The organism is Gilliamella sp. B2824 (assembly GCF_026536245.1).
Lineage (GTDB): Bacteria > Pseudomonadota > Gammaproteobacteria > Enterobacterales > Orbaceae > Gilliamella.
In genome coordinates this window covers 215,568-240,286 of record NZ_JAFNON010000001.1, presented here as the reverse complement: position 1 = coordinate 240,286, position 24,719 = coordinate 215,568, and the positions used below count along the sequence as shown (strand labels likewise).

Genomic DNA, 24,719 nt, shown 5'->3' with positions numbered 1-24,719 from the left:
TATGGAGGTTATGATGAGCCATATGTGGACATTTCAACGTGTGGGTGGATTAGATCAAGTCGTTTTTAAAAGTGCTGACGATATTATTGATTTACCACAATTAGATCCCAAATTATGGGTGGCATTAAGTTGCCCTACAACAGGGTTAGATTTTGACGAAAGAACGCTTGCTTTATTAGATGATGATAACGATGGGCGGATTCGTATTCCAGACATTCTAAATGCAATTAATTGGATAAAAGACAAACTAGTATCTTTTGATAATATTTTAACAAGCCGCCCAACCTTACCTTTATCAGAGATCAACACATCGACCGAACAAGGTAAAAAATTATTAATAACCGCTCGTAGTATCTTAACCAATCTAGGCAAAAATCAAGCAGAGTCTTTGACTCAAGATGATGTACAACAATCGTTTAAAATAAATGCAAGTAAACTCTATAATGGCGACTTGATTTTTCCTGCATCGGCTCAATTATCAACTCAAATGCAATCTTTTATTGAATTTGCCATTAAAACTGTTGGTGCAGAAAAAGATATGAGTGGGCAAGATGGTATAACGCTCGACATCGCTAAGGCTTTTGCAAGCAATATCAAGATATGGCAACAATGGCAAACAGATATTAGTAATACCCAAACACCTTTTGGTGCAGATCGTGCAGAAATATGGAAATTAATCCAATTACTTAAACCTAAAATTGATGATTATTTTTTACGTGTTGAACTGGCGCAATATGCGCCCCAAGCACAATCATCACTCAATGTTGATGAGAAGTATATTGTGCCAAATCAAAATGGACTGTTATCAAATGAAGCACTCGCTCAATTACCTTTATCTAAAATTGATAACAGCCTTACGCTTGACTTAGTCAATGGTCTTAATCCGCTTTGGAAAGATAAAATTAGCCGATTTAAAACATTAGTTGCAACTTCATTGACTAATCCAAATCAACTCAGTCAATCAGAGTGGAAAGCGATACAACATAGTTTAGAAGGTTACGCTACATTGATTAATTCTAAACCGGAAATGGTGAAATTAAATGTCACAACCAACCCAACGGAAAGTATAGAGGATATACCAAATCAACTTTTCAATGGTACGACGATAGATGATTTATTGCTTGAATTTGAAAAAATGATTGATCAAGACAATAAAACACCAATTTCAGCATCAGATGTATTAGTGTTAGAAAAACTGGTGCTTTTTCAAAAACACCTTTATCGTTTATTAGTTAACTTTGCTTCATTTGCTGATTTCTTTTCACTTGAAAAAAGAGCCGCATTTCAATTAGGAAAACTTTATATTGACGGTCGTTGTGCCACATTGTGTGTTGCAGTAGAAAATATAGCTAAACACTCAACGATGGCCAATTACTCCGAGTTATGTCTACTTTATTGTGAATGTACCAGACTAGGCGAAAAACAGACTATTGCAGCAGCAATCACAGCGGGCCAAGGTGATCTATTAATAGAGGGGCGTAATGGTGTATTTATCGACAACGATGGCAATGACTGGGATGCTAATGTAGTTAAAATGATTACTAAACCGATTAGTATTCAACAAGCAATATGGGCACCTTATCAACGTATAGGGCGTTTAATTACGGAACAAATTAACAAATGGGCAACAAGCAAAGATGCTGATATCGAAAAATCCAGTGAAAAAGTCATCCAACAGCCAGAAACAAAATTTGATATTGGTAAAAGTGTCGGAATTTTTGCTGCGATAGGCTTAGCTGTCGGTGCCATAGGTACTGCACTAGCCACACTATTTCAAGCTATTTTTTCACTTACTTGGTGGCAATTTCCACTGGTTTTTATCGGTCTGTTTTTAATTATTTCAGGTCCTTCTGTTGTTTTAGCTTGGTTAAAATTAAGGCGTAGAACACTTGGTCCTTTACTTGAAGCTTCCGGCTGGGCAATTAACGGGCAAGTAAAAATCAATCTATTATTAGGAAGATTACTTACCAGCAAAGCAGAACTACCGGAAAACGCTAAACGAAATTTACGCGATCCATTAAAAAGAAGAAATAAAAAATTAACTATAGCGTTTTGGTTAGCCATTGTACTTGGCATAGCTATAAGTGGAGGATGGCTTTGGTATAAAGGGTATTTCAATCAATATTTAGAACCGGAAAAGTCTTCAGTTCAAAAAAATACCACAACAACTTCAGAAAAATAAAAACATGAATAAAATATATTTATGACGATTAATTTCGCCGACTTAGCGGCCGGCGAATATCATTCAAAATTAATGTTGATAAACCGGTAGTCGCTTACAAATAGTTAACACTTTTTCTTTTACTGCTTGAATTGTTTGCTCATCATCAATATTATCGAGCACATCACACATCCAATTCGCGAGTTCCCGTGATTCGGCTTCTTTAAAACCACGTCGGGTAATTGCCGGCGTACCAATACGCACACCAGAGGTAACAAATGGACTTTGTGGATCTTTAGGAACACTATTTTTATTCACTGTAATATTTGCACTACCTAAAGCAGCATCCGCTTCTTTACCTGTGATATTTTTATCAACCAAATCAATTAAAAATAGGTGGTTTTTAGTTTCGCCAGAAACTACTTTGTAACCACGTTTTAAAATAACTTCAACCATCGCCTGTGCATTTTTTACGACTTGTTGTTGATAAATTTTATATTCTGGCTCCATCGCTTCTTTCAGTGCAACTGCTTTTGCTGCAATAACATGCATTAAAGGACCACCTTGTGCACCAGGAAAGACCGATGAGTTTAATTTTTTATAAAGATCTTCACTACCATTTTTAGCTAAAATTAATCCACCACGTGGACCGCCAAGCGTTTTGTGTGTCGTTGTTGTTACAACGTGCGCATAAGGCACTGGATTTGGGTAAACACCTGCGGCAACTAAACCTGCAACATGGGCCATATCAACAAAAAAGTATGCCCCTACGCTATCAGCTATTTCACGCATACGTTTCCAATCAACAATACCTGAATAAGCTGAAAAACCACCAATAATCATTTTAGGTTGCGACTCTTTAGCGATTTTAGCTAGTTGCTCATAATCGATATGACCGGTAGCATCAACACCGTAGGCAACAATATTATAAAGTTTACCTGAAAAACTAACAGGTGCGCCGTGCGTCAAGTGACCGCCTTCAGATAAATTCATGCCTAAAACAGTATCGCCGGGCTGTAAAAGTGCGGTATAAACAGCAAAGTTAGCTTGTGACCCAGAATGGGGCTGTACATTGGCATAATCGGCACCAAATAATGCTTTAGCACGATCTATGGCTAATTGCTCAACAATATCAACATATTCACAACCGCCATAATATCGTTTACCGGGATAACCTTCCGCATATTTATTGGTCAGTTGAGAGCCTTGAGCCTGCATCACACGTGGGCTGGTGTAATTTTCTGATGCGATAAGTTCGAGATGATCTTCTTGTCGTTGTTCTTCACCTTTAATCGCATCCCACAAATCCTTATCATAATCGGCAATTGTCATTTCTTTACTAAACATGTTGGCTCCTTGTTGTCAATCACATTGACCTTGCGGCTAATTGTTGTATTAATATGTTCAAAAAAAATCGTGTTCGATTATCGTTACTTAATTAACCAGCAATTTCAATCTTTTTTTAATCATTATAAGTAATATTTATATGAAAAATGCTGAAAAAGAGATTTGCTATTTTGCTCTACAGTTTTAATTATTCACTTACTAAAGGAATTGATAGGTCAGTTTCGCTTAGGTATTAACTCGTTGATAAAATAATAAGTAAAAATGTGAATAAATAGTGATTGGTTGAGTGAAATCGTTAATTAACTAGCGGATTGTTTTCATGCTTAGCCGATTTGATATCGGCTATTTCATTATTGTGTGAATAACTTTCTCTCAAAAAAAGTGTGTTGAGATTTTAGATTATTTGAAAAAATAAAAATGCATGTTTTTTATACTAAAAATTTTATCTCAGACGGCTTCGCCCCTGTGATAAAATTTTTTCCTTCAAACCTCGGATAAAACCCGATTCTATTGATGATGGATATTTATCCTGCCGCCAATTCATTAAAAAATAATACTCTTGCTCGCTGAGTGTTAGCTGCCTGCTGGCTGCTAACTCTCTGCTCAAAGCTGATACTTCTAAGTTTTTTTCAGCCTCTACTAGCTCTGTTTTATTATTTCGCTCGATTTCTTCTTTCTTTAGTAGATAATTTTTTTGCTTTAGATACCAACTGTTATAATCTGCTAAATCCTCTATTTCATGTGTTAACTTTATTTCATAACCATAATCATGATGAATTAATCTACGACCAAAATGTTTTTCTAAGGTTGAAACCGGTAATCCACCTCGTAGAATAAGATCGCCACCACTTTTTTTATGACGAACACCGCATACTTTCACCAAAAGATTTAACTCTATTCTAGCCAAATAAAGCGACATGCCATACAACTGCGCAAATATTCCTTGTTTGAAAAAATAAATACTAGTGCGACTATTACTTTTCTCTAATTTATCAATTATATCCATACTACATTTCACCTTTATCTAATCAATAGTGATTATGAATTTTAATCAAATCAGTAATGCTCATTTTGTATTCTGCTAGTAAAAAATTCATCCATCCATAAAATTACTTGATATATTTATTCACTAAATAATACGCACATGTGTATGCCATAACATAAGCCTTATTTCAATGAAAACACTATTGTTCATTAAACAGACATTATAAAAAAACGGTGTTATCATCCTAAATTTTATTGCTTTTTTAAACCCAAATTTTTAAAAATCTAAAACACATGCTCGACATAAATGATTGCTAAGGAGCTACACATACTGAATAGACAAAACTACTTTTACCAAAAGGGAAGATACCTCCATCGTCGAAGTAAACACGATAATAAATATCACTTTGTCCAAGATCTCTTGTCCAGTATAGAGGTGTTTCGCTATTATTAAAATCTGCATTTGGATAATTTCCCATTTTGCCCCACTCAGCTAAAAAACTTGCCCCAATGTAACGCTGATAAAGTGAGTAATCCGATGTTGGTACAGCTGGTTGACAAGTTGGATCATCTAGAAATGGACAATTGGCGTTAGTAAGATCTTTTACTGTTGGAAGCTGATAACCTATGCTATCACACCAAGTTTCTGCGTTATCGTACCTAACTTTATTTTGTCCCCTATTAACAAACCACTGCTTTAACACAAACCCATATTTTATTACTTCTTTACCTTGATTATCTTTACCCACTAACTCAAATGTTGCAGGTAAGTTCGGTTTTGGAATAATACCAGGGGTAAGTGCTTGCTTTTGAGCCTCACTTGCAACAGGTCCAGTCAGTGTCACTCGCACACTGGTACCACTACTATTTGGAATCATTGTGGCTGTGATCCCCCCATGTGTTACTACAGGCCAATTTAATGCTCCTGTCCCGCTTATATCAAGATCAAAATATAAATTGTCAGCACCCGTAGTCGGAAAGTTAATGCCATATGACTCGGGCGTGATAGATTGAACAAGAAAACCATGGTCTGGATTCCAAATATTAGGTGGACCGGCAATCTCTCCACCTAGACCCTCATCATTGAAATGACGACCATATGCAAGGCTTGGTTTAACATAACATACTTTAGGCGTACTTGGGTAAAGATAATAACTATGGCTGCCCCCCGTAAAGCTTCCTATTGAAGGGATCCCATAATTTGTTGCTAACGAACCTGCATCTGCACTGAGTGTTAATTTATAAGGCGATTTACACGAGTCTAACTCACTATTCGGATTTGACTTGACATAATTGGTGACATCTTCTCCTGCCGCATTTTCCCACTTTATTTGCATATTACCCGTTATCGTAAATAATTTATCACCATCCGGATCGTGCCAATAATTATTTGTCACGACCACATTGGCTAAGGTCGTTGATGGATAATTTGCAAACGGCATATTTGTCACAATATCACTAAATGTCGATGACACCTTATCTATCATAATAGGATCTGTCGCACTTGAATTGTCTTCCAATGCCGAAATCACCTTATTTTTTGGTAAGGTGATTGATAACAACGGTAGTATTGTCGATGAAGCACTCTTACCATTGTCAAAACTTAAATACGGACTACTACCATTAATCGACTTTGCTGTTTGTGAACTCAATCCATAAACGGGCATACTAAACAGCACCGGACATAACAAAAACACTAACAATAAACGTCGTTTTATAAATAATTTTAATAAGTCTAATTTGGATAAAACGGCTAATTTTAACCGACCAACAAATTGATTAATGAAAAAATAAAATAATAAAGAGGATTTTATGGCTGGAATAATAACGCTAACGAACGCGCTAAAAAAGTGAATTATTCTATATGTGGCTGGCTGGCCCGTAAACAACTGTATTTTAACATATTTTTAATCCTTTTTAAATAATCCATTGTTCTTTTATACTAAATTTTGAACAAATATTGTATGCCAGTCATAATATTGACTGACCGAGTATAAAAAAAACAATCAAACTCATCAATGATAAAATAGTTAATAATTGTAAAGTCTACTTTAATGATGGCTGATAGTAATTTGTAGGTTTGTTGTTTATTTAAAAAGTGAATACATACCGTATCGTTATCGATCTTATTGCTTAAATTAAACTGTATAGATCGGAAAGATGCTTTACCAGTAGCAATCACTTCATAAGCTTTATTTTATTTTCAGAAAATAACAGAATGATAACTGTGTTTATATAATCTTTTTTTATTTATTCAAAAACAAGTTAAGTTATTTTAGTTTTCGATACATCTAACCTCTAATAGACAATGTTATCTTCATCCACATATTTCTCAAATTTATAGGTCACGCATAATAGTCAGAATCTTTGATAACAGAAGTAAGTAAAAAAACCAATAGCAACAAAACAGTGAAATTCTTCATATTATCGTTGTTTTTTTTATTAACCTATTAATTTAATATCAAAAAAATAAAAAAGAGATTATTAATTTTTTTTAATAACTTTAACCGCCAATGCTGAGTGGCCAACAATAATAGAATATAATGTTCGTTATACCACCCTTGGTTACTTTTTTATTTTTTCAAGAATACGTATATACTGTGGCAAAGTTAATTGCTGAGTAACACGTTTTTATGCCTTTATCTACCCTTGTTATTTTACCTTTTTTGCTACTAACTATTCTTTTCGCTTCATTATTTAAACAAAAAAAATGGCAACTATTGATCATAGTATTAATGACCGTTTTTATTGTGATGGAACTGACCTCGATCTATTTTAGTGGTGGATTTATCGATTATCAGTTTTACGTTAATTTAAATGTTAATGATATTATTGAAGGGCTGTTTATCTTTAAATTACAAGCCGTACTTGTGATTGCGGTATTTTTTATATTGATATATTTGCTGACAAAGTTAGCTAATTTGTGCCAACATAAATGTCGATTATCGATCCGAATATTAATTGGCGTAATAGCAATTATCTCATTAAGTTATCAAAACGGTCCATTTAGCCGAATATACGAGATCTATCAAGTGACCTGTGCACCTAAACGATCATTTGAGCAGGCACTACACGCATTAAACATGGACAATTATCCAACTAAGCAACAAATCACTAGTGAAAAAGGTAAAAATATTATTGTTCTATCTTTAGAATCGTTTGAACAAGGTTTTTTTGATTTTACTGATATTACGCCACATTTACGCCAACTACGGCAAGACTATACCTTCTTTGCGAATATGCCAATGAGCCCTGGTAGCAGTTGGACAACAGCTTCAATGTATACTTATATGACTGGCATGCCATTTTTAATTGGTGAATATTCGACATCACCGCTGGCCAGCGCAAATAAAACACAATTAGTCAGCTTAGGTGACGTACTCAAACAAGCAGGCTATGAAACGCGCTATGTTATGGCTGGCCCTGAATTTGCGGGTATTGGACACATAGCCGAGCTGTTAGGCATGCAAGTCGTTTCTGAGAAAAACTATGCTGGCCAATATCCTAATGCGCCTTTTGGTTTATATGATAAAGATATATTAGATATAGCCCACAAACAGGTAACGAGTTTGCATAGCTCAGGTAAACCCTTCGCGCTATTTATTTCAACCATTTCAACGCATGCGCCAAATGGTTTTTATGACGAACGAATGCGATCGGTGATTGCACCGAAAGACGATAATATGTCATTTGTTGCTGCTTCGTTAGACTATAATGTTGGTCAGTTTATTAAGCAGTTAAAAGATCAAGGACTACTTGAAAACACCGTGTTTTATATCTTTCCCGATCATTTAATGATGGGCTCTGCAACCCCAACGATAAAACATCTTTCAGAAAAAGAACGTAAGCTTTATTTACTCACAAACGCACAAACAGTTGATTTACAAAAAACACCTGATCAAACCATTTATCAGATTGATTTACCAAGGCTCATTTTAAATGGCGCTCAAATTAACAGCAATGTTAAATTTTTAACCGATTATTTAACTCAACCAAATTTAGATAAAAAACAGTATATTGAACAAAATAAATCGGGCATTGCTAGTTTAAATCAAGCTGCTCAACTGTTGAATTAGGCATAATTATGACTCTTGATACCGTACTTTTAGTGTCAACCATCAGTTGTCTTGGCATGATTTCGCCTGGCCCTGACTTTTTTTTGATTTTGAAAAACAGCTTAACTTATAGCCGAAAAATAGCCCTGTTGACGTGTTTGGGAGTCATCACTGCAATATTAATCCATATGAGTTATTGTGTAGCCGGTGTGGCAGTACTGATTGCTGCTACGCCATTACTGTATAATGTATTACGCTATGCGGGCGCCGCTTACTTATTATGGCTTGGCATTAAAGCATTACTTGCAAAAAAGACCAATACTACTTATGTCAGTCAACAATTAATTGACAAACAAATGTCCGCTAAATCCGCGTTTATACAAGGGTTGTTGTGTAACTTGCTTAATCCTAAAGCAACGTTATTTTTTCTAGCTATTTTTACCCAAGTATTAAATGCTAACTCGTCAACCACCGACAAATTGCTAGTTGCATTCATCATTTGGATAGAAGCCGTATTATGGTGGCCCTTTGTGGTTTTCATCTTTCAAACACAAGCAGTTCAACGACACTATTTTAAAATGCAATTAATTATCGATAAATTATTGGGGGTAATTTTAATCACATTGGGCATAAAAGTGGCTTTTGGGTTATAAATTATTATGTATTGATGTTTAAAGGCTTGAAATACCACAAATGCTTTAATGTCATACCTTTCTTTTTTGAATATTCAATCGTTAATTGATAAAATATCAGTAATCTGACTTTTTATAATCATCTTACGTTGTTATTACCGATTATAACTTCATTTTATTCATATTAAATGCGTTAGGCTTGTTGAAAATGGACAAATTATTACAATATGGTCGTGAGCTACTTGAATTAGAACTTTACGAAGCTCAAAAACTACCGAACCGACTCGGACAAGATTTTATTAAAGCTTGTCAGCTGATTTTAACAACAAAAGGCAAAGTTGTTGTGTCAGGTATTGGGAAATCTGGGCATATTGGTAAAAAAATTGCGGCTTCACTTGCCAGCACTGGTAGCCCAGCTTTTTTCATGCATCCTTCCGAAGCACTACATGGTGATCTAGGTATGGTGACCGAAAATGATGTTGTTATCTTAATTTCTTATTCTGGTCGGGCAAAAGAATTTAATTTTATTATCCCTATTCTTACAGCAATGAATGTGCCTATTATTGCAATTACAGGTGGGTTAGACTCACCATTAGCTAAATCTGCTCAGGCTGTGCTTGATATTTCAATTGAAAAAGAGGCCTGCCCTATGGGACTTGCACCGACTTCGAGTTCGACCAATACCTTATTAATGGGCGATGCGCTTGCTATAGCGGTTATGCGTGCTCGAGGTTTTAAAGAAGAAGATTTTGCACGCTCTCATCCTGCGGGGAGTTTAGGCGCTAAATTACTTAATCATGTTAAAGATGTTATGCGACAGGGCGATTCAATTCCAAAAGTACCACAAACGGCAACCGTATTGGATGCTATGTTAGAATTAAGCCGAACTGGCGTGGGTTTAGTTGCAATCTGCAAAAATAATAATAAAATTGTTGGCGTATTTACTGATGGGGATTTACGCCGTTTATTACTCAAAAATGGAACATTGCAAGACAGCATTACAGACGTGATGACCAGCCCAGGATATCAAATTCCCGAAAATTGGAAAGCAGTAGAGGCTTTAAAATCATTTAATGACCACAATATTACAGCTGCACCCGTTGTAAATACCGAAGGTGAATTAGTCGGTGCGTTAAATATTCATGATTTACACCAAGCAGGAATAAGCTAGAAAACTATTACAAATACTTATTGCAAAAAGGTACTATCTATTGAGATAATTACCGACCTAAATTTTTGTCGTTAGACGGAGATCCAAGAAAAGTTACACAGTTAATGAAGTAAATGATTCAATCAGTCATGAACATTAACATTGTGTTGTATATTTTAACCAAAATTAATAGATGATGAAACTACAATGGCAGAAAAGCGAAATATCTTTCTAATTGGCCCAATGGGGGCTGGAAAAAGCACTATAGGCCGACAAATTGCACAACAGTTGGGCATGGAATTTTTCGACTCAGATCAAGAGATTGAAAAACGTACTGGTGCTGATATTGCATGGATTTTTGATTTAGAGGGTGAAGACGGATTCAGAGCCAGAGAAGAAAAAGTTATTAATGAATTAACTGAAAAACAAGGTGTAGTATTAGCTACCGGCGGTGGTTCAGTATTATCAAAAGAGACCCGTAATCGATTATCAGCACGTGGCATTGTTGTTTATTTAGAAACAACTATTGAAAAACAAATGGCAAGGACGCAAAAAGACAAACGTCGTCCATTATTACAAGGTGGTAATACTCCAAGAGAACTTTATGAAGAATTAGCAGGTGAACGAGAACCTCTTTATGAAGAAATTGCGGATATTACTATTAAAACAGATGAACAAAGTGCCAAAGGTGTTGCGGGTTATATCATTGAAAAAATAGAGCAAATTTAAGCCATTTATTTAAATAATAATGGTTAGTCATAAAGCATTAAACCTTTTGGATAGGTTAAGGAGCAAGTATGCGTGTAGATAGAGATGACCGTTATATAACAGAACAACCTAGTAAGGACGCTAAGCCCTCGTTGACATTGCCAAGTTTTTTACAAGATTTTCCAAGAAAAAAATTAATTATTCTTGGTTTGGCAATCGTTATTATTCTGTTATTACTTAGTTTAATTATCTTTCGATCTTCTTCACGTAAAAATGAGCCGACGCTTGTAACGCCTCCTGAAGTGAATAGTGTAAGTTCAGCTGATGCCAATACTACGCCTGTCACTGACGGACTAAACAGTCCAGCGACAAATGCAATGCCAACAGAAAGTGCTGGTGTTGCAACCCAGACACCAACTGAAAATGCGTTAAATCAAACAAATACGCAACAACAACTGGATATTCCTAGCGATACAGGTAGCGACTTAGCGAACACATATACGCCAACTGCTCCTTCAGTTAATCGTGATATAACTACGTCAACAAATAGAACGACAACAATTAATGACATTAACGGTAGAACCCATGTTTCACACCAAACAGATAGTCATAATCGAAAATCAACTAATAGAAAAGACGAAAAATCCAATACCGCTAAAAATGCCAAGATAGGAAACGATCGTTATACAATTCAGCTTAGTGCTTCTAAATCGGCTGAAGGTCTAAGAAAACTTGTAAAACAAAATAATATTACTGATTATCATATTTATGAAACTAAACATAAAAATGGTACGTGGTTCATTTTAATCAAAGGCAATTATTCATCAAGAGATGAAGCTCATAAAGCGATGAAATCTTTACCAGCAGCACTCCAAAAAGATAAACCATGGGTTAAATCTGGAGCCGCTATTAACAAAGAAAAAATTGCAAACAACTAAAGGATATCGTTCATTTATCCGACTACAAAGAAAAACTAGGAGTAACCGTTGAAAAAGCAACGAGCCTTTTTAAAATGGGCAGGAGGAAAATATGAGCTTGTGGACACAATTAGGCGATATCTCCCTGAAGGCGATCAATTAATTGAACCTTTTGTTGGTGCTGGATCAGTATTTTTAAATACACATTATAAAAGCTATATTTTAGCTGACATCAATCATGATCTGATTGCATTATTTAACTTGTTAAAATCCAGCCCAGATCAATTTATTAATGATCTTAAATTATTATTTACTCATCAGAACAACCAGTCTGATGCCTTTTATCAACTGCGTGATGTATTTAATCATAGTAAAGATCAATATATACGTTCACTATTATTTGTTTATTTAAATCGACATGGTTATAACGGCTTATGCCGTTATAATAATAGTGGTTTTTTTAATGTACCATTTGGTCGTTACAAAACTATCTATTTTCCAGAAAAAGAACTCTATTTTTTTGCTAAAAAAGCTCAAAATGCCCAATTTATTTGTGCTCCTTATTATGAAGTAATGAAAAAAGCTAAACAAAATTCCGTAATTTATTGTGACCCTCCTTACCTTTCAGCGGGTGATTCGGCGGGTTTTACAGCCTATTATTCGAATAATTTTGGCTTTGAAGAACATAAAAAGTTATCGCAACTTGCTGAAAATATCGCCTATCAAAATGATATTCCGGTTCTTGTATCTAATCATGATACTTCTTATACAAGAAGCTTATATAGAAAAGCACGTCATCTTTATCGGGCCGAAATGCGTCGTTCGATTAGCTGTGCTGGTGAAGGGCGAAAAAAAATTGACGAGATTTTAGCACTATATCAAAAATCTTAAACGACAGGGATGAGCTTTTAGCACAAGAGGTTTTATCATGAAAGAATTTATTATAGCCCCATCAATATTATCTGCTGACTTTGCTCGGCTTGGTGAGGATACTCAAAAAGTACTTGATGCAGGAGCAGATGTTGTTCATTTTGATGTAATGGACAATCACTTTGTTCCCAATCTTACCATGGGCAGTATGTTTTGTAAGGCTCTGCGCGATTTTGGTATAACAGCACCGATAGATGTCCATTTAATGGTTACCCCTGTTGAGGAGCTGATTATTTCATTTGCCAAAGCAGGTGCAACGAATATTTCTATTCATCCAGAAGCGACTATCCACTTAGATCGTTCTTTACAATTAATCAAAGATCATGGCTGCACAGCGGGTATTGTGCTTAATCCTGCTACACCTTTAAACTACTTAGATTATGTGATGGATAAAGTCGATATTATTTTAGTAATGGGCGTAAATCCTGGTTTTGGTGGGCAATCATTTATTCCATCAACATTGAAAAAACTACAACAAGTAAGAGAGCGTATTAATCAATCTAAACAAAATATTCGTTTAGAAATTGATGGTGGTGTAAAAGTTGATAACATTGCCGAAATTGCTAAAGCTGGTGCAGATATGTTTGTTGCAGGTTCAGCAATATTTAGTCAACCAGATTATAAAACAGTGATTGATGCAATGCGTAAAGCGCTATCAGGAGTGAATCATGCCTAAACTCGACGATATTCAAGCCATCGCCTTTGATCTGGATGGAACACTAGTGGATAGTGTTCCTGGACTTGCGCTTGCAGCCAAGCATATGCTTGCCGATTTAAAATTAAATACGATAACCAATGAACAGGTTAAAAACTTTGTAGGTAATGGCATTGATGTGATGTTAGAACGCATATTTAAAGCTATCAATGTCCAACCTTCCAATGAAATGTTTTCACAAGCCAAGGCACTCTTTAATCGACATTATGATAAGGTTATGGATGTAGAAACTAAGTTATTTCCACACGTCAAACAAACCTTAAAAGCATTACATGACAACCACTATCCACTTGCTTTAGTCACCAATAAACCTGCACAATTTTTGCCTGATTTACTGACTTCTTTAGGAATAAAAGAATACTTTTCGTTAGTCTTAGGGGGTGGTGATGTGATCAAATTAAAACCTCATCCAGCTGGACTTTATCAAGTGATGGCGACCTTTGGTCTATTTAGTGATCAATTATTATTTGTGGGTGATTCTCAAAATGACATTATGGCAGCTAAAAATGCACATTGCCCTACTGTAGCATTAAGCTATGGTTATAATTATGGAATATCGATTGCAACAAGTGATCCCGATTTCTTATTTGATGATTTTAAAGATATATTAACGTTATTACCTCATCCCAAAGCTGATGCAAAAAAATAATTAGCAAAAAACAGAGCATAAATAAATTAGGAATAAATTATGAGTAAACCGATTGTATTTAGTGGTGCACAACCTTCAGGAGAACTAACACTTGGCAACTATTTAGGTGCTTTAAAAAATTGGGTTGCGCTACAAAACGAATATGACTGCATTTACTGTATTGTCAATCAACATGCGATAACCGTAAGACAAGATCCACAAAAATTACGCAAAGCAACGCTAGATACAATGGCATTATATTTGGCATGCGGAATTGATCCACAAAAGAGCACTATATTTGTACAATCTCATGTTCCTGCCCATGCAGAATTAGGCTGGGCGTTAAACTGCTATACCTATTTTGGTGAACTTAGCCGCATGACGCAATTTAAGGATAAATCATCACGTCATTCAGAAAACATCAACGCAGGTCTATTTGATTATCCTGTACTTATGGCTGCTGATATTTTGCTATATCAAGCCAATTTAGTACCGGTTGGCGATGATCAGAAACAACACCTTGAGCTAACACGTGATATTGCTATGCGATTTAATGCACTTTATGGTGATGTTTTTACTGTACCAGAGCCATTTATTGCTAAAGTTGGTGCAAGAGTGATGTCATTACAAGAACCAACCAAAAAAATGTCTAAATCTGATGAAAACCGCAATAACGTGATCGGCCTACTTGAAAATCCAAAAGATGTGGAGAAAAAGATCAAACGTGCGATGACCGATTCTGACGAGCCACCAGTAGTTCGCTATGACTTAAAAAATAAAGTCGGCGTTTCTAATTTATTAGATATTTTAACTGGCGTTACAGGTAAACCGGTAGCAGAGCTTGAAAAAGAGTTTGAAGGAAAGATGTATGGTCATTTGAAAACGGAAGTAGCAACGCAAGTGATCGATATGTTAACAACATTACAAGCCCGTTATCATGAGTATCGCAACGATGAAAATTATCTATTTTCTATTATGCGTGAAGGCGCTGAAAAAGCGCGCGCTAAAGCCGAGCCGACCTTGAAAAAAGTATACGATGTAATCGGTTTTGTTTAATAGCGAGTCGAATAAATAGCACGAATTAAGGGTAAACTTAAACAATATTAATTGACATAAGTACGCTTGTCATAAGATGGCAAGCGTAGTAAAGTCATTTAACGATGATAGGTCTGTTATGAAGATTATTATTCTAGGTGCAGGACAAACCGGCAGTGCATTAGCTGAGTATCTGGTTACCGAAAAACAAAACGATGTTACTGTCGTTGATGAAGATCATGACAAACTGCAATCACTACAAGAACGCTTTGATTTACAAGTTATTTTAGGAAAATCTTCATACCCTCAGGTATTAGAAAGCGCCGGTGCCGAATCCGCTGATATGCTTGTTGCTGTAACCAATTCTGATGAAGTTAACATGATGGCCTGTCAAATTGGTCATGTCATGTTTAAAATACCGCAAAAAGTTGCCCGTATTCGAGCACCTGAATATAACGACGAAAAATATCCCTTCTTTAACAAAGATTGTATTAATATTGACCACATCATCGCACCCGAAAATTTAATCACTAATCATGTCAGCCGGTTAGTACAATATCCAGGCGCTTTACAATTTGCCTCTTTTTATGATAATCGTGTCTGTCTGGTTGCAGTCACTGCTTATTATGGCGGTGCATTAGTGGGCAGTGAATTATCTGAACTAAAAGAGCATTTACCGCATGTAGAAGCTCGAGTGGTTGCGATATATCGAAAAAATCGTTTTATTCGCCCAATCGGTTCAACCTTAATTGAAGCGGGTGATATGGTCTATTTTATTACCCCTCCGGTGAACATAAAAGCCGTAACAAGTGAATTACAACGCTTAGAAAAGCCCTATAAACGTATCATTATTAGTGGCGGAGGCGGTGTTGCTGTCGCTCTAGCCAAACGCTTAGAAAACGATTATCAAGTAAAGTTAATTGAACGTAATGCTCAACGAGCTGAGTTTATTGCTGAACAGTTGGTCAATACAACCGTATTACATGGCGAATCTTCAGACCAAGAACTCCTCTCACAAGAACAGGTAGAATTAACCGATCTCTTTATCGCTGTCACCAGTGATGATGAATCTAACATTATGTCATCAATGCTGGCTAAACGAATGGGCGCTAAAAAAGTGATTGTTTTGATTCAACGGCAAGCTTACCTAGAATTGATCAATGATAGTGTGATTGATATTGCTATTTCACCACAGCATGCCACAATCTCTGAGCTTTTAAGCCATGTAAGACAAACGGGTATCGTCAAAGTCGTTTCACTCAGACAAGGGGAATCCGAAATTATTGAAGTTGTGGCGAAAGGCAATAGTGATACATCAAAACTTGTTGGTAAAAATATCAATGGATTAAAATTACCTTCAGCTGCAACAATTGGTGCAGTAGTACGAGGTGAAGATGTGATTATTGTTAATACTGATTTAACTATTGAAGATAATGACCACTTAATCATCTTTTTACCTGATAGAAAAGCCATAACCGATATTGAAAGATTATTACAATAATCTTGTTTAAAACTGATACTCAGTTCATAATACACAAATTGTTTTGACTCGGGGTGTTTTTTGTTTGATACAAAAAACTGAGATTTTACCCGTTGAACCTGATCTGGATTATACCAGCGTAGGGAAGTCTAAGCCGTTAACCTTCTGATTGGCAAATTCTTCCTAACCTGTTATAAGTTGTATTAATCGTTAAGGAAAGAATATGTCAGAGATAAAAACCTTTCAGGCTGAGCACGCCACACCATTTATTCACCTTGTTAAGCAGCAACGCCCATTAGTGCATTGCATCACCAATGAGGTCGTGCAAAATTTTACCGCCAATATCTTACTGGCAATTGGTGCATCGCCAGCGATGATTATTGCCAAACAAGAAGTGAAATCATTTGTCGATATTGCCAATAGCTTATTAATTAATATTGGAACACTGCATAGCAATATTGCTGAAAGTATGCTGTTAGCTGCCGAACAAGCCCAACAAAGCCGAACACGCTGGGTGCTTGATCCGGTTGCCGTTGGACCTGCCTTAGCTTATCGCACTGATATCGCTCAACAATTATTAAAATACCAACCTACAGCGATTCGGGGTAATGCCTCTGAAATTTTAGCGCTAAATGGCGAACATTCTTCTTCTAAAGGTACCGATAGCCAAGATTCGACAACGGTTGCATTAACGGCAGCTCAACAATTGGCTCGTCGTTATCAAACCATTGTCGCCATGACAGGCGATATTGACTATATCACTGACGGCGAGAACACCTATCGCATTGCGGGTGGAGATATTGCATTAACGTCTGTTACCGGTACAGGTTGTTCATTATCCGCGATGGTTGCTGCGTTTATTGCTTGTGGTGCTGATAGTTTAGCTGCCACAGCCAGTGCTTGTTATATGATGAAAAAAGCTGGTGAGCGAGCCAATAAACAGCAAGGACTAGGCAGTTTTGCTGTGTCGCTTATCGATCAGCTTTCACTTTTTGTTGATGGTTCAAAATAGGGCAAGCAGATGAAAAAACAACTCGATTTAACCCTCTATTTAGTGCTCGATCCGCAATTGTGTGGCGGTATTCAAGGTATGCTTAATACCACCAAAATTGCCATCGAAAATGGTGTAACTACCGTACAATTAAGATCAGAACAAGAACTATCAGGTAAAGATTGGTATCATGCAGCTATGCAGCTCAAACACCTTTTAAAAGACACACCAGTACCGCTACTTATTAATGATCATGTCGATATCGCATTAGCGATAGACGCTGACGGCGTACATATTGGACAGCGTGATCTACCTGTTGCCGTTACTCGTCAATTAATCGGTGCAAATAAATGGCTCGGCTTTTCTGTTAGTAATCAACAACAACTTGATGCCGTTGAATGGCAATTGGTTGATTATTTGGGTATTGGGCCAATCTTCCCAACTTCAACCAAAAAAGATGCGGCCTCCGCCATAGGTACTGCACAATTAGCTGAACTTGTGAAACTCAAACAGTGTCCTGCGGTTGCCATTGGCGGAATTGGTTTATCCAATGTCACTGAGGTCATAAAAACTGGTATTGAAGGTGTCGCAGTAGTATCCGCTATTTGTGGTCAAGCAGATATTGCTAATGCCAGTCAATCGCTACTGACCAAAATTCAACAAGCAAGATAGGAAATCAAAGAATGACAACAGTTGCATTAACCATTGCCGGCTCCGATCCTAGCGGTGGCGCGGGTATACAAGCAGATTTGAAAACCTTTTCGGCGTTAGGTGCTTATGGCATGTCAGTGATCACCGCATTAACCGCACAAAGCACGCAAGGCGTCGATGCTGTTTTACCTGTCTCGCCTGAATTTGTAGAAGCCCAATTTAATACTCTGTATCAGGATATCAATATTGATAGTGTAAAAATGGGCATGTTAATGAATAAAGAGATTGTGACAGTGGTTCATCATCTCTTAAAAAAACATCCGATTGCCAACATCGTACTTGATACTGTCATGGTGGCTAAAGGCGGTCATCCACTACTGAAATCTGATGCGGTGAATGCAATCCGTGAATTACTCTTACCATTAGCCACCGTTATCACCCCGAATCTACCAGAAGCGGCTGCCCTGCTCGATTGTCAAGAAGCCCAAAATGAGGACGAAATGCAGGCACAAGGACATGCCTTGCTAAAATTAGGTTGTAAAGCGGTATTAATCAAAGGTGGGCATTTACTTAGTCAAGAAAGCCCAGATTATTTAATTACGCCAAACCAAACAATTAGAATGGTATCGCCTCGTATCCAAACTAAAAATACGCATGGTACAGGATGCACTTTATCAGCTGCAATTACCGCATTATTACCGCAACACAGCTTGCCAGATGCCATTCAACAAGCAAAGAACTACTTACAAGGTGCAATTAGTCATGCCGATGATTTATCGATTGGCAAAGGAATTGGTCCAACCCACCATTTTTATCAATGGTGGTAAAAGCTAGCGAGCAAAATAATGGATTACTTGATGCTTGATTACCCGTTATTAGGGAAAATCATGACAGTTTGAGAGTTGAACGGGTGTGGGATTGCCAAGCTTTGCAATCCCACATAGGATTATTTAACATCTTCGGCTTTATTTGTACTGCAATAAAGTGTATTTTCATGAGATACGTTATTGCCGTATTTATCCTCAGAATAAAAAATCCAACAGCTTTTCATCGATGAGTCAATTTTTTGCACCAATTTAACCCTACTTCCAGAGTAGTCACAACGAACATAAAAGTTCTCATTAGGTTTAAATTGTTCAACCTCCCAGATAAACTGATATTTTTTAACGCCATTCTTTTTACTTAGCAAACGTTGATGGGGTCTTTGTATCGCCGCCGGATCGTCTAGATAAACATTAATACCCCAAAAGTCCTGTGAAAGGATAGTCTTATCGATATCAGAAGCATCAGCATATTTGCTCTTACCAATCAGGTCCCAACCTTCTGGCATGTTTACCATTTTTTCTCGAACATCGATCGATTTTGGGCAATCAATTTGGTAAGCATTGACGGTAAAAACCATTGCAAACCCGACAATGATTGTAACGATCGCATTTAACGTTTTTCCTTGCATATTGTTCATCCTTTTAAAATTTTTAGGCACATAATCAATTATTTTAGCCTAATTGAGTGAAAATCATGATGAAATAGAGTGTTAAACTAGGGGGATTGCAATGACTAGCGATCCCACATAACATTAATGATTATCACCCCTTTTATTGGTACTGCAATAAAGTGTGTGTTCACTATTTATCTCATTACCAAGCTCATCTAAAGAGACGTCAGTCCAGCAGCTTTTCATCGATGTATCAATTTTTTTTACTAATACAACCTCACTGTTATAATAGAAACATGAAGCATAATAACGATCAGTATCTTCAGGTCGTAAACTTACGTCCCATTCATTGCGATATTTCTTAAAACCTTTCTTGTTATTCAGCACATAATCCTCAGATTTTTGTACCACTAAAGGCTCTCCCAAAAAAACACCTACACCGGTAGATTTATGTGAAATGTTTTTCACAAAACCACTATTCCAAAATTCTTCCCTATCAGCTGCCCCCCATCCGTCTGACATGTTTTCAACTTTTTCTTTAACATCAATCGATTTTGGACAATCAATTTGGTAAGCATTGACGGTAAAAACCATTGCAAACCCAACAATGATTGTAACGATCGCATTTAACGTTTTTCCTTGCATATTGATTATCCTTTTAAGCATTGCAGGTAAATAACATTTTGAAATATTGAATATTTACGGCAATTATGGCGAAAATATCGACTTAGTCAAGTAGATTTAATCATTGATAATTGCATCTATCATTATCATGATTTTGAGTGGGGTTTTATTGAGATTGCTTTAAGTGAAATACATTGCAACCATGAATAGTCAACAAAAATATAGCAGAAAACAAAAAAGGGATTTTAGCGAAAATCCCCTTTTAATTTGACTTAATATTTTGCCACATGCTACACAGTAAAATCACCGGATAGTTATCTACCATTAAACTGATTAAAATTAATATGAAATACCCACAAACTCATAACCGGCTTCATTGACTGCTGCAATTGCTGCTTCTTGCGAAATGCTACCCCCCTCAATATCAACTTCATGTTTGGCTAAATCAACCGTCACCTTAGCTTTGGGATCGATATCGTTAATCGCCTTAGTAATGGCTTTAACACAATGCTGACAACTCATATTATCGACTATTAATTTCATGATAAACCTCTCTAATCAATCTGATAAAATCTATTATTGAATAAAAATTCAATTAACATCATTTAAACGTTACACAAAGAACCATTCTTTTAAATAATTGTTTTCGGTTGTACCTATATAGCATTATATATAACTAATTTTTAATAAGTTCAAGCTGAGTTTTATTAATAACTTTGTATAGCTAAAGAAGGCAATATTTTTTATTATTTAATGTAACTTTATCAAAGGAAAGAACATAATCAATATTTTGCTCTAGAGTCATAGTTTTACCACGAATACAAAAAGAGTAACGTTCATACCAGACGGTTGACCATAAACGCCAATTTTTATTATTTGACCAGCAGGTAAGTAAACTTGATTAGCTTTATTTTTGCCTTTCACCTTTATGTTCATTCCCAAATTTTTTACTTTTGGTCTATTTGTTGTTTTACCTTCAGTATATAGATAACCAAAATTAGGTTTTATTACATCAAAATTGATAATACTAAAATGATACCAACTATCATAATCCCCTACAAGCATAACCCTTGCCCTTGGTTCATTAGCACTTGGCTCTACATATTGGATAACTTTTTTATAGTCCATAAGGCTACAACCAGTTAATTAAATTAGTATAATTAAAAGAAAAATTTGACTAAATAGTTTTTCATAAATCATCCAACTTATACAGTAATCGCATTACACGCATACTAGATTATTTCTATTCTATACAAAGTTATTATAATTACGTTTCTTCTAGTTAGAATCTAATGTTAATACAACAAACTATCCTTGTTATATTGATAATATTCACCTCTTTTGAGCATTAAATCTTATATTTCAAATACAGCCCAGTTTAATTTATACAGTGAAAATTATGGCAATAATTAGAATAATTATCGATTTATGTTATTTTCCAATACAAAACGAACTAAATATCCGTCCAAGTAAATCATCCGAAGTAAATTGACCCGTTATTTCACTTAAAGCTTCTTGTGCTAACCTTAATTCTTCAGCTAATAGTTCACCTGCATGAAATGTCGTGAGTTGGTACTTACCGTTATTTAAATGTTCAGCGGCTTTTTCTAGTGCCTGTAAATGGCGACGACGGGCTAAAAATCCACTTTCTGTGCTACTGGTATAGCCCATGGCTTGTTTAAGATGTTCACGTAATAGTTCAATACCCTCACCTGTCCGTGCAGAAAGTTGAATCAGTGAGTAGCCATTTACTTCACTAAGACCAAGTTGTTCACCCGTAAGATCAGCTTTATTACGGATAACTGTCATCGGTATATTCTTAGGTAAACGTTCAATAAACTCAGGCCATAATTTTTCTGGGTTGGTTTCGGTTGTTGTAGTACTATCAACCATAAATAGTACGCGATCAGCTTGGTTTATTTCTTGCCAAGCCCGTTCAATACCAATACGTTCGACTTCGTCACTGGCTTCACGTAGCCCTGCTGTGTCAATAATATGCAATGGCATGCCATCAATATGAATATGTTCACGTAACACATCACGGGTAGTGCCGGCGATATCAGTAACAATAGCCGCATCGCGCCCTGCTAATGCATTAAGTAAGCTCGATTTACCAGCATTGGGGCGCCCTGCTATGACAACTTTCATACCATCACGTAATAACGAACCTTGCTTCGCCTCTTGTCTGACTTCATTTAACCGAATAATCACTTCATTAAGCTGAGTTTCAATTTTGCCATCAGATAAAAAGTCTATTTCTTCTTCGGGAAAATCGATGGCAGCTTCAGTAAAAATCCTTAAATGAATTAACGATTCAACCAATGCATTAACTTTTTGTGAAAATACCCCTTGTAATGATGAAATTGCCGATTTTGCAGCTTGCTCAGAACTGGCATCAATCAAATCGGCTATCGCTTCCGCTTGTGCCAGATCCAATTTATCATTCATAAAAGCACGTTCGGAAAATTCACCAGGTCTTGCTATACGCACGTCAGCAATTTCTAAAATACGTTTCAACAGTAGATCTAAAATAACGGGTCCACCGTGGCCTTGAAGTTCAAGTACATCTTCACCAGTAAATGAATGTGGATTGGGGAAGAATAAAGCAATGCCTTCATCTAACGTTGTCCCGTCAGAAGCTAAAAAAGGTAGATAGTGCGCATATCGTGGCTTAGGTAAAATGCCTAAAACTGCTTTGGCAACCTCTTGAGCTTTAGGGCCAGAAATACGCAATATACCAACCCCACCACGACCAGGCGGTGTTGCTTGTGCAACAATTGTATCTGATTTCATATTTTTCTTTTTTCTAAAAAATTAAAAAGCAATGTGTTCATCATACCATGTACACATTGCAAATACAGTATTTGTCGAGTGTTTACCGTTAGCAAACTAGCAAAATCATTGTTCGGTCATCAACAAATTATTGATAAATTAATTAGTTTGGGAGTATGCAGCATGACCATTTTTTTATGGTTGTGACTGTCTTGGAGCGTTGGGATGATCGAAGAGCCATGAATTAAGTAATGCCAGTGGTTCTCGGATCAATGCTAAATATCTATCAACGTTGTCATAACTTAAATGACTTGATAAACCAGATACATCTTCGATACCAAATCGTTTAGCTAACATTATAGAGCGTAATAGATGAAAATCGTTAGTCGCAATTACGGTTTTACTTGGTGGTAAAATATTAAGTACATTATGTATTTGTTCCACTGTACGTAGTGATTTATCTTCAATATAGATTCTTGATAAATCAATGCCTTTATTGAGCAAATAACGAGCCATCACACTGGCTTCTGTAGCTGACTCATCTTGACCTTTACCACCACAAACGATGACTTTAGTTTCGGTATTATCGTTTAAATAATTTACTGCCGAATCTAAGCGAACTTGTAAACTGGGTGATGCTTCTGCTGGGTTACCAACTACTTGAGCGCCTAAGACAATCAACACATCAGCGTGACTCTCAGGTTTTTTAAGTGCATAAAGATAAATAACAATATTACAAATAATGAAATATGTTAAAACAACCAATACACCATATTTAATAAATTTTAGCATTTAGATTCACACCCTTTTTTATAACAGTATTGAAAATGGTCATTAACCAATCCCATCGATTGCATAAAAGCGTAACAGATCGTCGAACCAACAAAACTAAAGCCTCTTTTTTTTAACGCTTTAGACATTTTATCTGATATATCAGTAGTAATAGGAACTTCGCTTATATCGTTGAAATGATTAATGATTGGTTTGCCACCCACAAATGACCAAATAAATTGTGAAAAATCTTCACCATTATTTTGCATTGCAAGATAAGCTTTAGCATTTTTTATAATACTATTAAGTTTTAATTTATTTCGAATTAATCCCTTATTTGTAAGTAATTTATCGATATCTTGCGCTGTTAATTGAATAATCTTTTTAGGATCAAAATTAAAAAAACAGCGACGATATTCATCACGTTTTTTTAGTACGGTAATCCAAGATAAGCCTGCTTGCTGACCTTCCAAACAAATTTTTTCAAATAATTTAAGACTATCGTATTGTGCAATACCCCACTCATTATCATGATAGTCAATATACAACGAATCATTTGAAACCCAACTACAACGTGTTATTTCATTATTTTTCATCAAGTTATTACCTAATAAATGAATTTTTTTAATATTCATTTAAAAAAAACATTATACATAATTTAGCTATAGTAAATTATAAATCAAATAGTCGGTTTTATAACATCCATTAAATTTTTTTATGATAAAAAAAAACA

The 24,719-nt window shown here is 35.9% G+C and carries 24 protein-coding genes and 1 riboswitch; of the genes, 14 read left to right on the top strand and 10 right to left on the bottom strand.

Annotated features, from left to right (window positions below; genetic code table 11):
- The first annotated feature begins 13 nt into the window (after positions 1–13).
- Positions 14–2,182, top strand: a complete 2,169-nt coding sequence (locus J3U56_RS01100) for a phage holin family protein (RefSeq protein WP_267366388.1) — start codon at positions 14–16, stop codon at positions 2,180–2,182.
- Between the two features lie 69 nt (positions 2,183–2,251).
- Here J3U56_RS01100 and glyA read toward each other — a convergent pair whose 3' ends face one another.
- The 3 genes from glyA to J3U56_RS01085 all read right to left on the bottom strand — a co-directional run bounded on the left by glyA (position 2,252) and on the right by J3U56_RS01085 (position 6,159).
- Positions 2,252–3,508, bottom strand: a complete 1,257-nt coding sequence (gene glyA / locus J3U56_RS01095; protein WP_267333259.1) for a serine hydroxymethyltransferase — start codon at positions 3,506–3,508, stop codon at positions 2,252–2,254.
- Positions 3,509–3,950: 442 nt separating this feature from the next.
- Positions 3,951–4,514: a hypothetical protein gene (locus J3U56_RS01090; RefSeq protein WP_267366386.1), complete on the bottom strand. Its 564-nt coding sequence runs from the start codon at positions 4,512–4,514 to the stop codon at positions 3,951–3,953.
- Between the two features lie 292 nt (positions 4,515–4,806).
- Positions 4,807–6,159 carry a hypothetical protein gene (locus tag J3U56_RS01085; RefSeq protein WP_267366384.1) on the bottom strand — a complete coding sequence of 451 codons (1,353 nt, stop codon included), beginning with the start codon at positions 6,157–6,159 and terminating at the stop codon, positions 4,807–4,809.
- Between the two features lie 966 nt (positions 6,160–7,125).
- On the opposite strand from J3U56_RS01085, the gene J3U56_RS01080 reads away from it, so the two are divergent.
- The 13 genes from J3U56_RS01080 to thiD all read left to right on the top strand — a co-directional run bounded on the left by J3U56_RS01080 (position 7,126) and on the right by thiD (position 19,211).
- Positions 7,126–8,568 carry an LTA synthase family protein gene (locus J3U56_RS01080; protein ID WP_267366382.1) on the top strand — a complete coding sequence of 481 codons (1,443 nt, stop codon included), beginning with the start codon at positions 7,126–7,128 and terminating at the stop codon, positions 8,566–8,568.
- Positions 8,569–8,576: 8 nt separating this feature from the next.
- A complete protein-coding gene (locus tag J3U56_RS01075; protein WP_267343593.1) occupies positions 8,577–9,200 on the top strand; it encodes a LysE family transporter in 624 nt (207 codons plus the stop codon).
- A 187-nt stretch (positions 9,201–9,387) separates the two neighbouring features.
- Positions 9,388–10,350 (top strand): arabinose-5-phosphate isomerase GutQ, encoded by a 963-nt coding sequence (gene gutQ, locus J3U56_RS01070; protein WP_267333653.1) that lies wholly within the window; start codon positions 9,388–9,390, stop codon positions 10,348–10,350.
- A 186-nt stretch (positions 10,351–10,536) separates the two neighbouring features.
- Positions 10,537–11,058 (top strand): shikimate kinase AroK, encoded by a 522-nt coding sequence (gene aroK, locus J3U56_RS01065; protein WP_065634798.1) that lies wholly within the window; start codon positions 10,537–10,539, stop codon positions 11,056–11,058.
- Between the two features lie 68 nt (positions 11,059–11,126).
- Complete coding sequence (locus J3U56_RS01060) at positions 11,127–11,975, top strand: SPOR domain-containing protein (protein WP_267366380.1); 849 nt, start codon at positions 11,127–11,129, stop codon at positions 11,973–11,975.
- Positions 11,976–12,023: 48 nt separating this feature from the next.
- Entirely contained in the window at positions 12,024–12,845 is an 822-nt protein-coding gene (locus J3U56_RS01055) for a Dam family site-specific DNA-(adenine-N6)-methyltransferase (protein ID WP_267366378.1), read from the top strand.
- 37 nt (positions 12,846–12,882) lie between these two features.
- The gene (rpe, locus tag J3U56_RS01050) at positions 12,883–13,560 is read left to right on the top strand and encodes a ribulose-phosphate 3-epimerase (RefSeq protein ID WP_267343595.1); all 678 of its coding nucleotides are present in this window, start codon (positions 12,883–12,885) and stop codon (positions 13,558–13,560) included.
- Complete coding sequence (locus tag J3U56_RS01045; RefSeq protein WP_267343596.1) at positions 13,553–14,248, top strand: phosphoglycolate phosphatase; 696 nt, start codon at positions 13,553–13,555, stop codon at positions 14,246–14,248. Before rpe ends, J3U56_RS01045 begins: the two co-directional genes overlap by 8 nt.
- A gap of 39 nt (positions 14,249–14,287) precedes the next feature.
- Positions 14,288–15,283: a tryptophan--tRNA ligase gene (trpS, locus tag J3U56_RS01040; RefSeq protein WP_267343597.1), complete on the top strand. Its 996-nt coding sequence runs from the start codon at positions 14,288–14,290 to the stop codon at positions 15,281–15,283.
- Between the two features lie 76 nt (positions 15,284–15,359).
- Complete coding sequence (gene trkA / locus J3U56_RS01035; protein ID WP_255307739.1) at positions 15,360–16,763, top strand: Trk system potassium transporter TrkA; 1,404 nt, start codon at positions 15,360–15,362, stop codon at positions 16,761–16,763.
- Between the two features lie 39 nt (positions 16,764–16,802).
- Positions 16,803–16,905: riboswitch (TPP riboswitch) on the top strand.
- Positions 16,906–16,965: 60 nt separating this feature from the next.
- Complete coding sequence (gene thiM, locus J3U56_RS01030) at positions 16,966–17,754, top strand: hydroxyethylthiazole kinase (RefSeq protein ID WP_267333659.1); 789 nt, start codon at positions 16,966–16,968, stop codon at positions 17,752–17,754.
- Positions 17,755–17,763: 9 nt separating this feature from the next.
- Positions 17,764–18,405, top strand: coding sequence for a thiamine phosphate synthase (gene thiE, locus J3U56_RS01025; RefSeq protein ID WP_267333660.1), 642 nt, complete (start codon positions 17,764–17,766; stop codon positions 18,403–18,405).
- Positions 18,406–18,416: 11 nt separating this feature from the next.
- The gene (gene thiD, locus J3U56_RS01020; protein WP_267333661.1) at positions 18,417–19,211 is read left to right on the top strand and encodes a bifunctional hydroxymethylpyrimidine kinase/phosphomethylpyrimidine kinase; all 795 of its coding nucleotides are present in this window, start codon (positions 18,417–18,419) and stop codon (positions 19,209–19,211) included.
- A gap of 119 nt (positions 19,212–19,330) precedes the next feature.
- On the opposite strand, the gene J3U56_RS01015 is transcribed toward thiD, so the two are convergent.
- The 7 genes from J3U56_RS01015 to J3U56_RS00985 all read right to left on the bottom strand — a co-directional run bounded on the left by J3U56_RS01015 (position 19,331) and on the right by J3U56_RS00985 (position 24,621).
- Positions 19,331–19,837: an STY0301 family protein gene (locus J3U56_RS01015; protein ID WP_267333662.1), complete on the bottom strand. Its 507-nt coding sequence runs from the start codon at positions 19,835–19,837 to the stop codon at positions 19,331–19,333.
- Between the two features lie 123 nt (positions 19,838–19,960).
- A complete protein-coding gene (locus J3U56_RS01010) occupies positions 19,961–20,464 on the bottom strand; it encodes an STY0301 family protein (protein WP_267333663.1) in 504 nt (167 codons plus the stop codon).
- 318 nt (positions 20,465–20,782) lie between these two features.
- Positions 20,783–20,986 (bottom strand): heavy-metal-associated domain-containing protein, encoded by a 204-nt coding sequence (locus J3U56_RS01005; RefSeq protein ID WP_267333664.1) that lies wholly within the window; start codon positions 20,984–20,986, stop codon positions 20,783–20,785.
- Between the two features lie 258 nt (positions 20,987–21,244).
- Positions 21,245–21,571, bottom strand: a complete 327-nt coding sequence (locus tag J3U56_RS01000) for a hypothetical protein (protein WP_267348292.1) — start codon at positions 21,569–21,571, stop codon at positions 21,245–21,247.
- 303 nt (positions 21,572–21,874) lie between these two features.
- A complete protein-coding gene (gene mnmE / locus J3U56_RS00995) occupies positions 21,875–23,236 on the bottom strand; it encodes a tRNA uridine-5-carboxymethylaminomethyl(34) synthesis GTPase MnmE (RefSeq protein ID WP_065634810.1) in 1,362 nt (453 codons plus the stop codon).
- Positions 23,237–23,410: 174 nt separating this feature from the next.
- Positions 23,411–24,007, bottom strand: coding sequence for a YdcF family protein (locus J3U56_RS00990; protein WP_267366375.1), 597 nt, complete (start codon positions 24,005–24,007; stop codon positions 23,411–23,413).
- Positions 24,001–24,621, bottom strand: a complete 621-nt coding sequence (locus J3U56_RS00985; protein WP_267363940.1) for a DNA-3-methyladenine glycosylase I — start codon at positions 24,619–24,621, stop codon at positions 24,001–24,003. Before J3U56_RS00985 ends, J3U56_RS00990 begins: the two co-directional genes overlap by 7 nt.
- Between the last annotated feature and the right edge of the window lie 98 nt (positions 24,622–24,719).

Excerpts from the sequence above, each read along its gene's own strand:
- J3U56_RS01100 (WP_267366388.1), top strand. The coding sequence starts at position 14 with ATGAGCCATATGTGGACATTTCAACGTGTGGGTGGATTAGATCAAGTC.
- glyA (WP_267333259.1), bottom strand. The coding sequence starts at position 3,508 with ATGTTTAGTAAAGAAATGACAATTGCCGATTATGATAAGGATTTGTGG.
- J3U56_RS01090 (WP_267366386.1), bottom strand. The coding sequence starts at position 4,514 with ATGGATATAATTGATAAATTAGAGAAAAGTAATAGTCGCACTAGTATT.
- J3U56_RS01085 (WP_267366384.1), bottom strand. The coding sequence starts at position 6,159 with ATGCCCGTTTATGGATTGAGTTCACAAACAGCAAAGTCGATTAATGGT.
- J3U56_RS01080 (WP_267366382.1), top strand. The coding sequence starts at position 7,126 with ATGCCTTTATCTACCCTTGTTATTTTACCTTTTTTGCTACTAACTATT.
- J3U56_RS01075 (WP_267343593.1), top strand. The coding sequence starts at position 8,577 with ATGACTCTTGATACCGTACTTTTAGTGTCAACCATCAGTTGTCTTGGC.
- gutQ (WP_267333653.1), top strand. The coding sequence starts at position 9,388 with ATGGACAAATTATTACAATATGGTCGTGAGCTACTTGAATTAGAACTT.
- aroK (WP_065634798.1), top strand. The coding sequence starts at position 10,537 with ATGGCAGAAAAGCGAAATATCTTTCTAATTGGCCCAATGGGGGCTGGA.
- J3U56_RS01060 (WP_267366380.1), top strand. The coding sequence starts at position 11,127 with ATGCGTGTAGATAGAGATGACCGTTATATAACAGAACAACCTAGTAAG.
- rpe (WP_267343595.1), top strand. The coding sequence starts at position 12,883 with ATGAAAGAATTTATTATAGCCCCATCAATATTATCTGCTGACTTTGCT.
- J3U56_RS01045 (WP_267343596.1), top strand. The coding sequence starts at position 13,553 with ATGCCTAAACTCGACGATATTCAAGCCATCGCCTTTGATCTGGATGGA.
- trpS (WP_267343597.1), top strand. The coding sequence starts at position 14,288 with ATGAGTAAACCGATTGTATTTAGTGGTGCACAACCTTCAGGAGAACTA.
- trkA (WP_255307739.1), top strand. The coding sequence starts at position 15,360 with ATGGCAAGCGTAGTAAAGTCATTTAACGATGATAGGTCTGTTATGAAG.
- thiM (WP_267333659.1), top strand. The coding sequence starts at position 16,966 with ATGTCAGAGATAAAAACCTTTCAGGCTGAGCACGCCACACCATTTATT.
- thiE (WP_267333660.1), top strand. The coding sequence starts at position 17,764 with ATGAAAAAACAACTCGATTTAACCCTCTATTTAGTGCTCGATCCGCAA.
- thiD (WP_267333661.1), top strand. The coding sequence starts at position 18,417 with ATGACAACAGTTGCATTAACCATTGCCGGCTCCGATCCTAGCGGTGGC.
- J3U56_RS01015 (WP_267333662.1), bottom strand. The coding sequence starts at position 19,837 with ATGCAAGGAAAAACGTTAAATGCGATCGTTACAATCATTGTCGGGTTT.
- J3U56_RS01010 (WP_267333663.1), bottom strand. The coding sequence starts at position 20,464 with ATGCAAGGAAAAACGTTAAATGCGATCGTTACAATCATTGTTGGGTTT.
- J3U56_RS01005 (WP_267333664.1), bottom strand. The coding sequence starts at position 20,986 with ATGAAATTAATAGTCGATAATATGAGTTGTCAGCATTGTGTTAAAGCC.
- J3U56_RS01000 (WP_267348292.1), bottom strand. The coding sequence starts at position 21,571 with ATGGACTATAAAAAAGTTATCCAATATGTAGAGCCAAGTGCTAATGAA.
- mnmE (WP_065634810.1), bottom strand. The coding sequence starts at position 23,236 with ATGAAATCAGATACAATTGTTGCACAAGCAACACCGCCTGGTCGTGGT.
- J3U56_RS00990 (WP_267366375.1), bottom strand. The coding sequence starts at position 24,007 with ATGCTAAAATTTATTAAATATGGTGTATTGGTTGTTTTAACATATTTC.
- J3U56_RS00985 (WP_267363940.1), bottom strand. The coding sequence starts at position 24,621 with ATGAATATTAAAAAAATTCATTTATTAGGTAATAACTTGATGAAAAAT.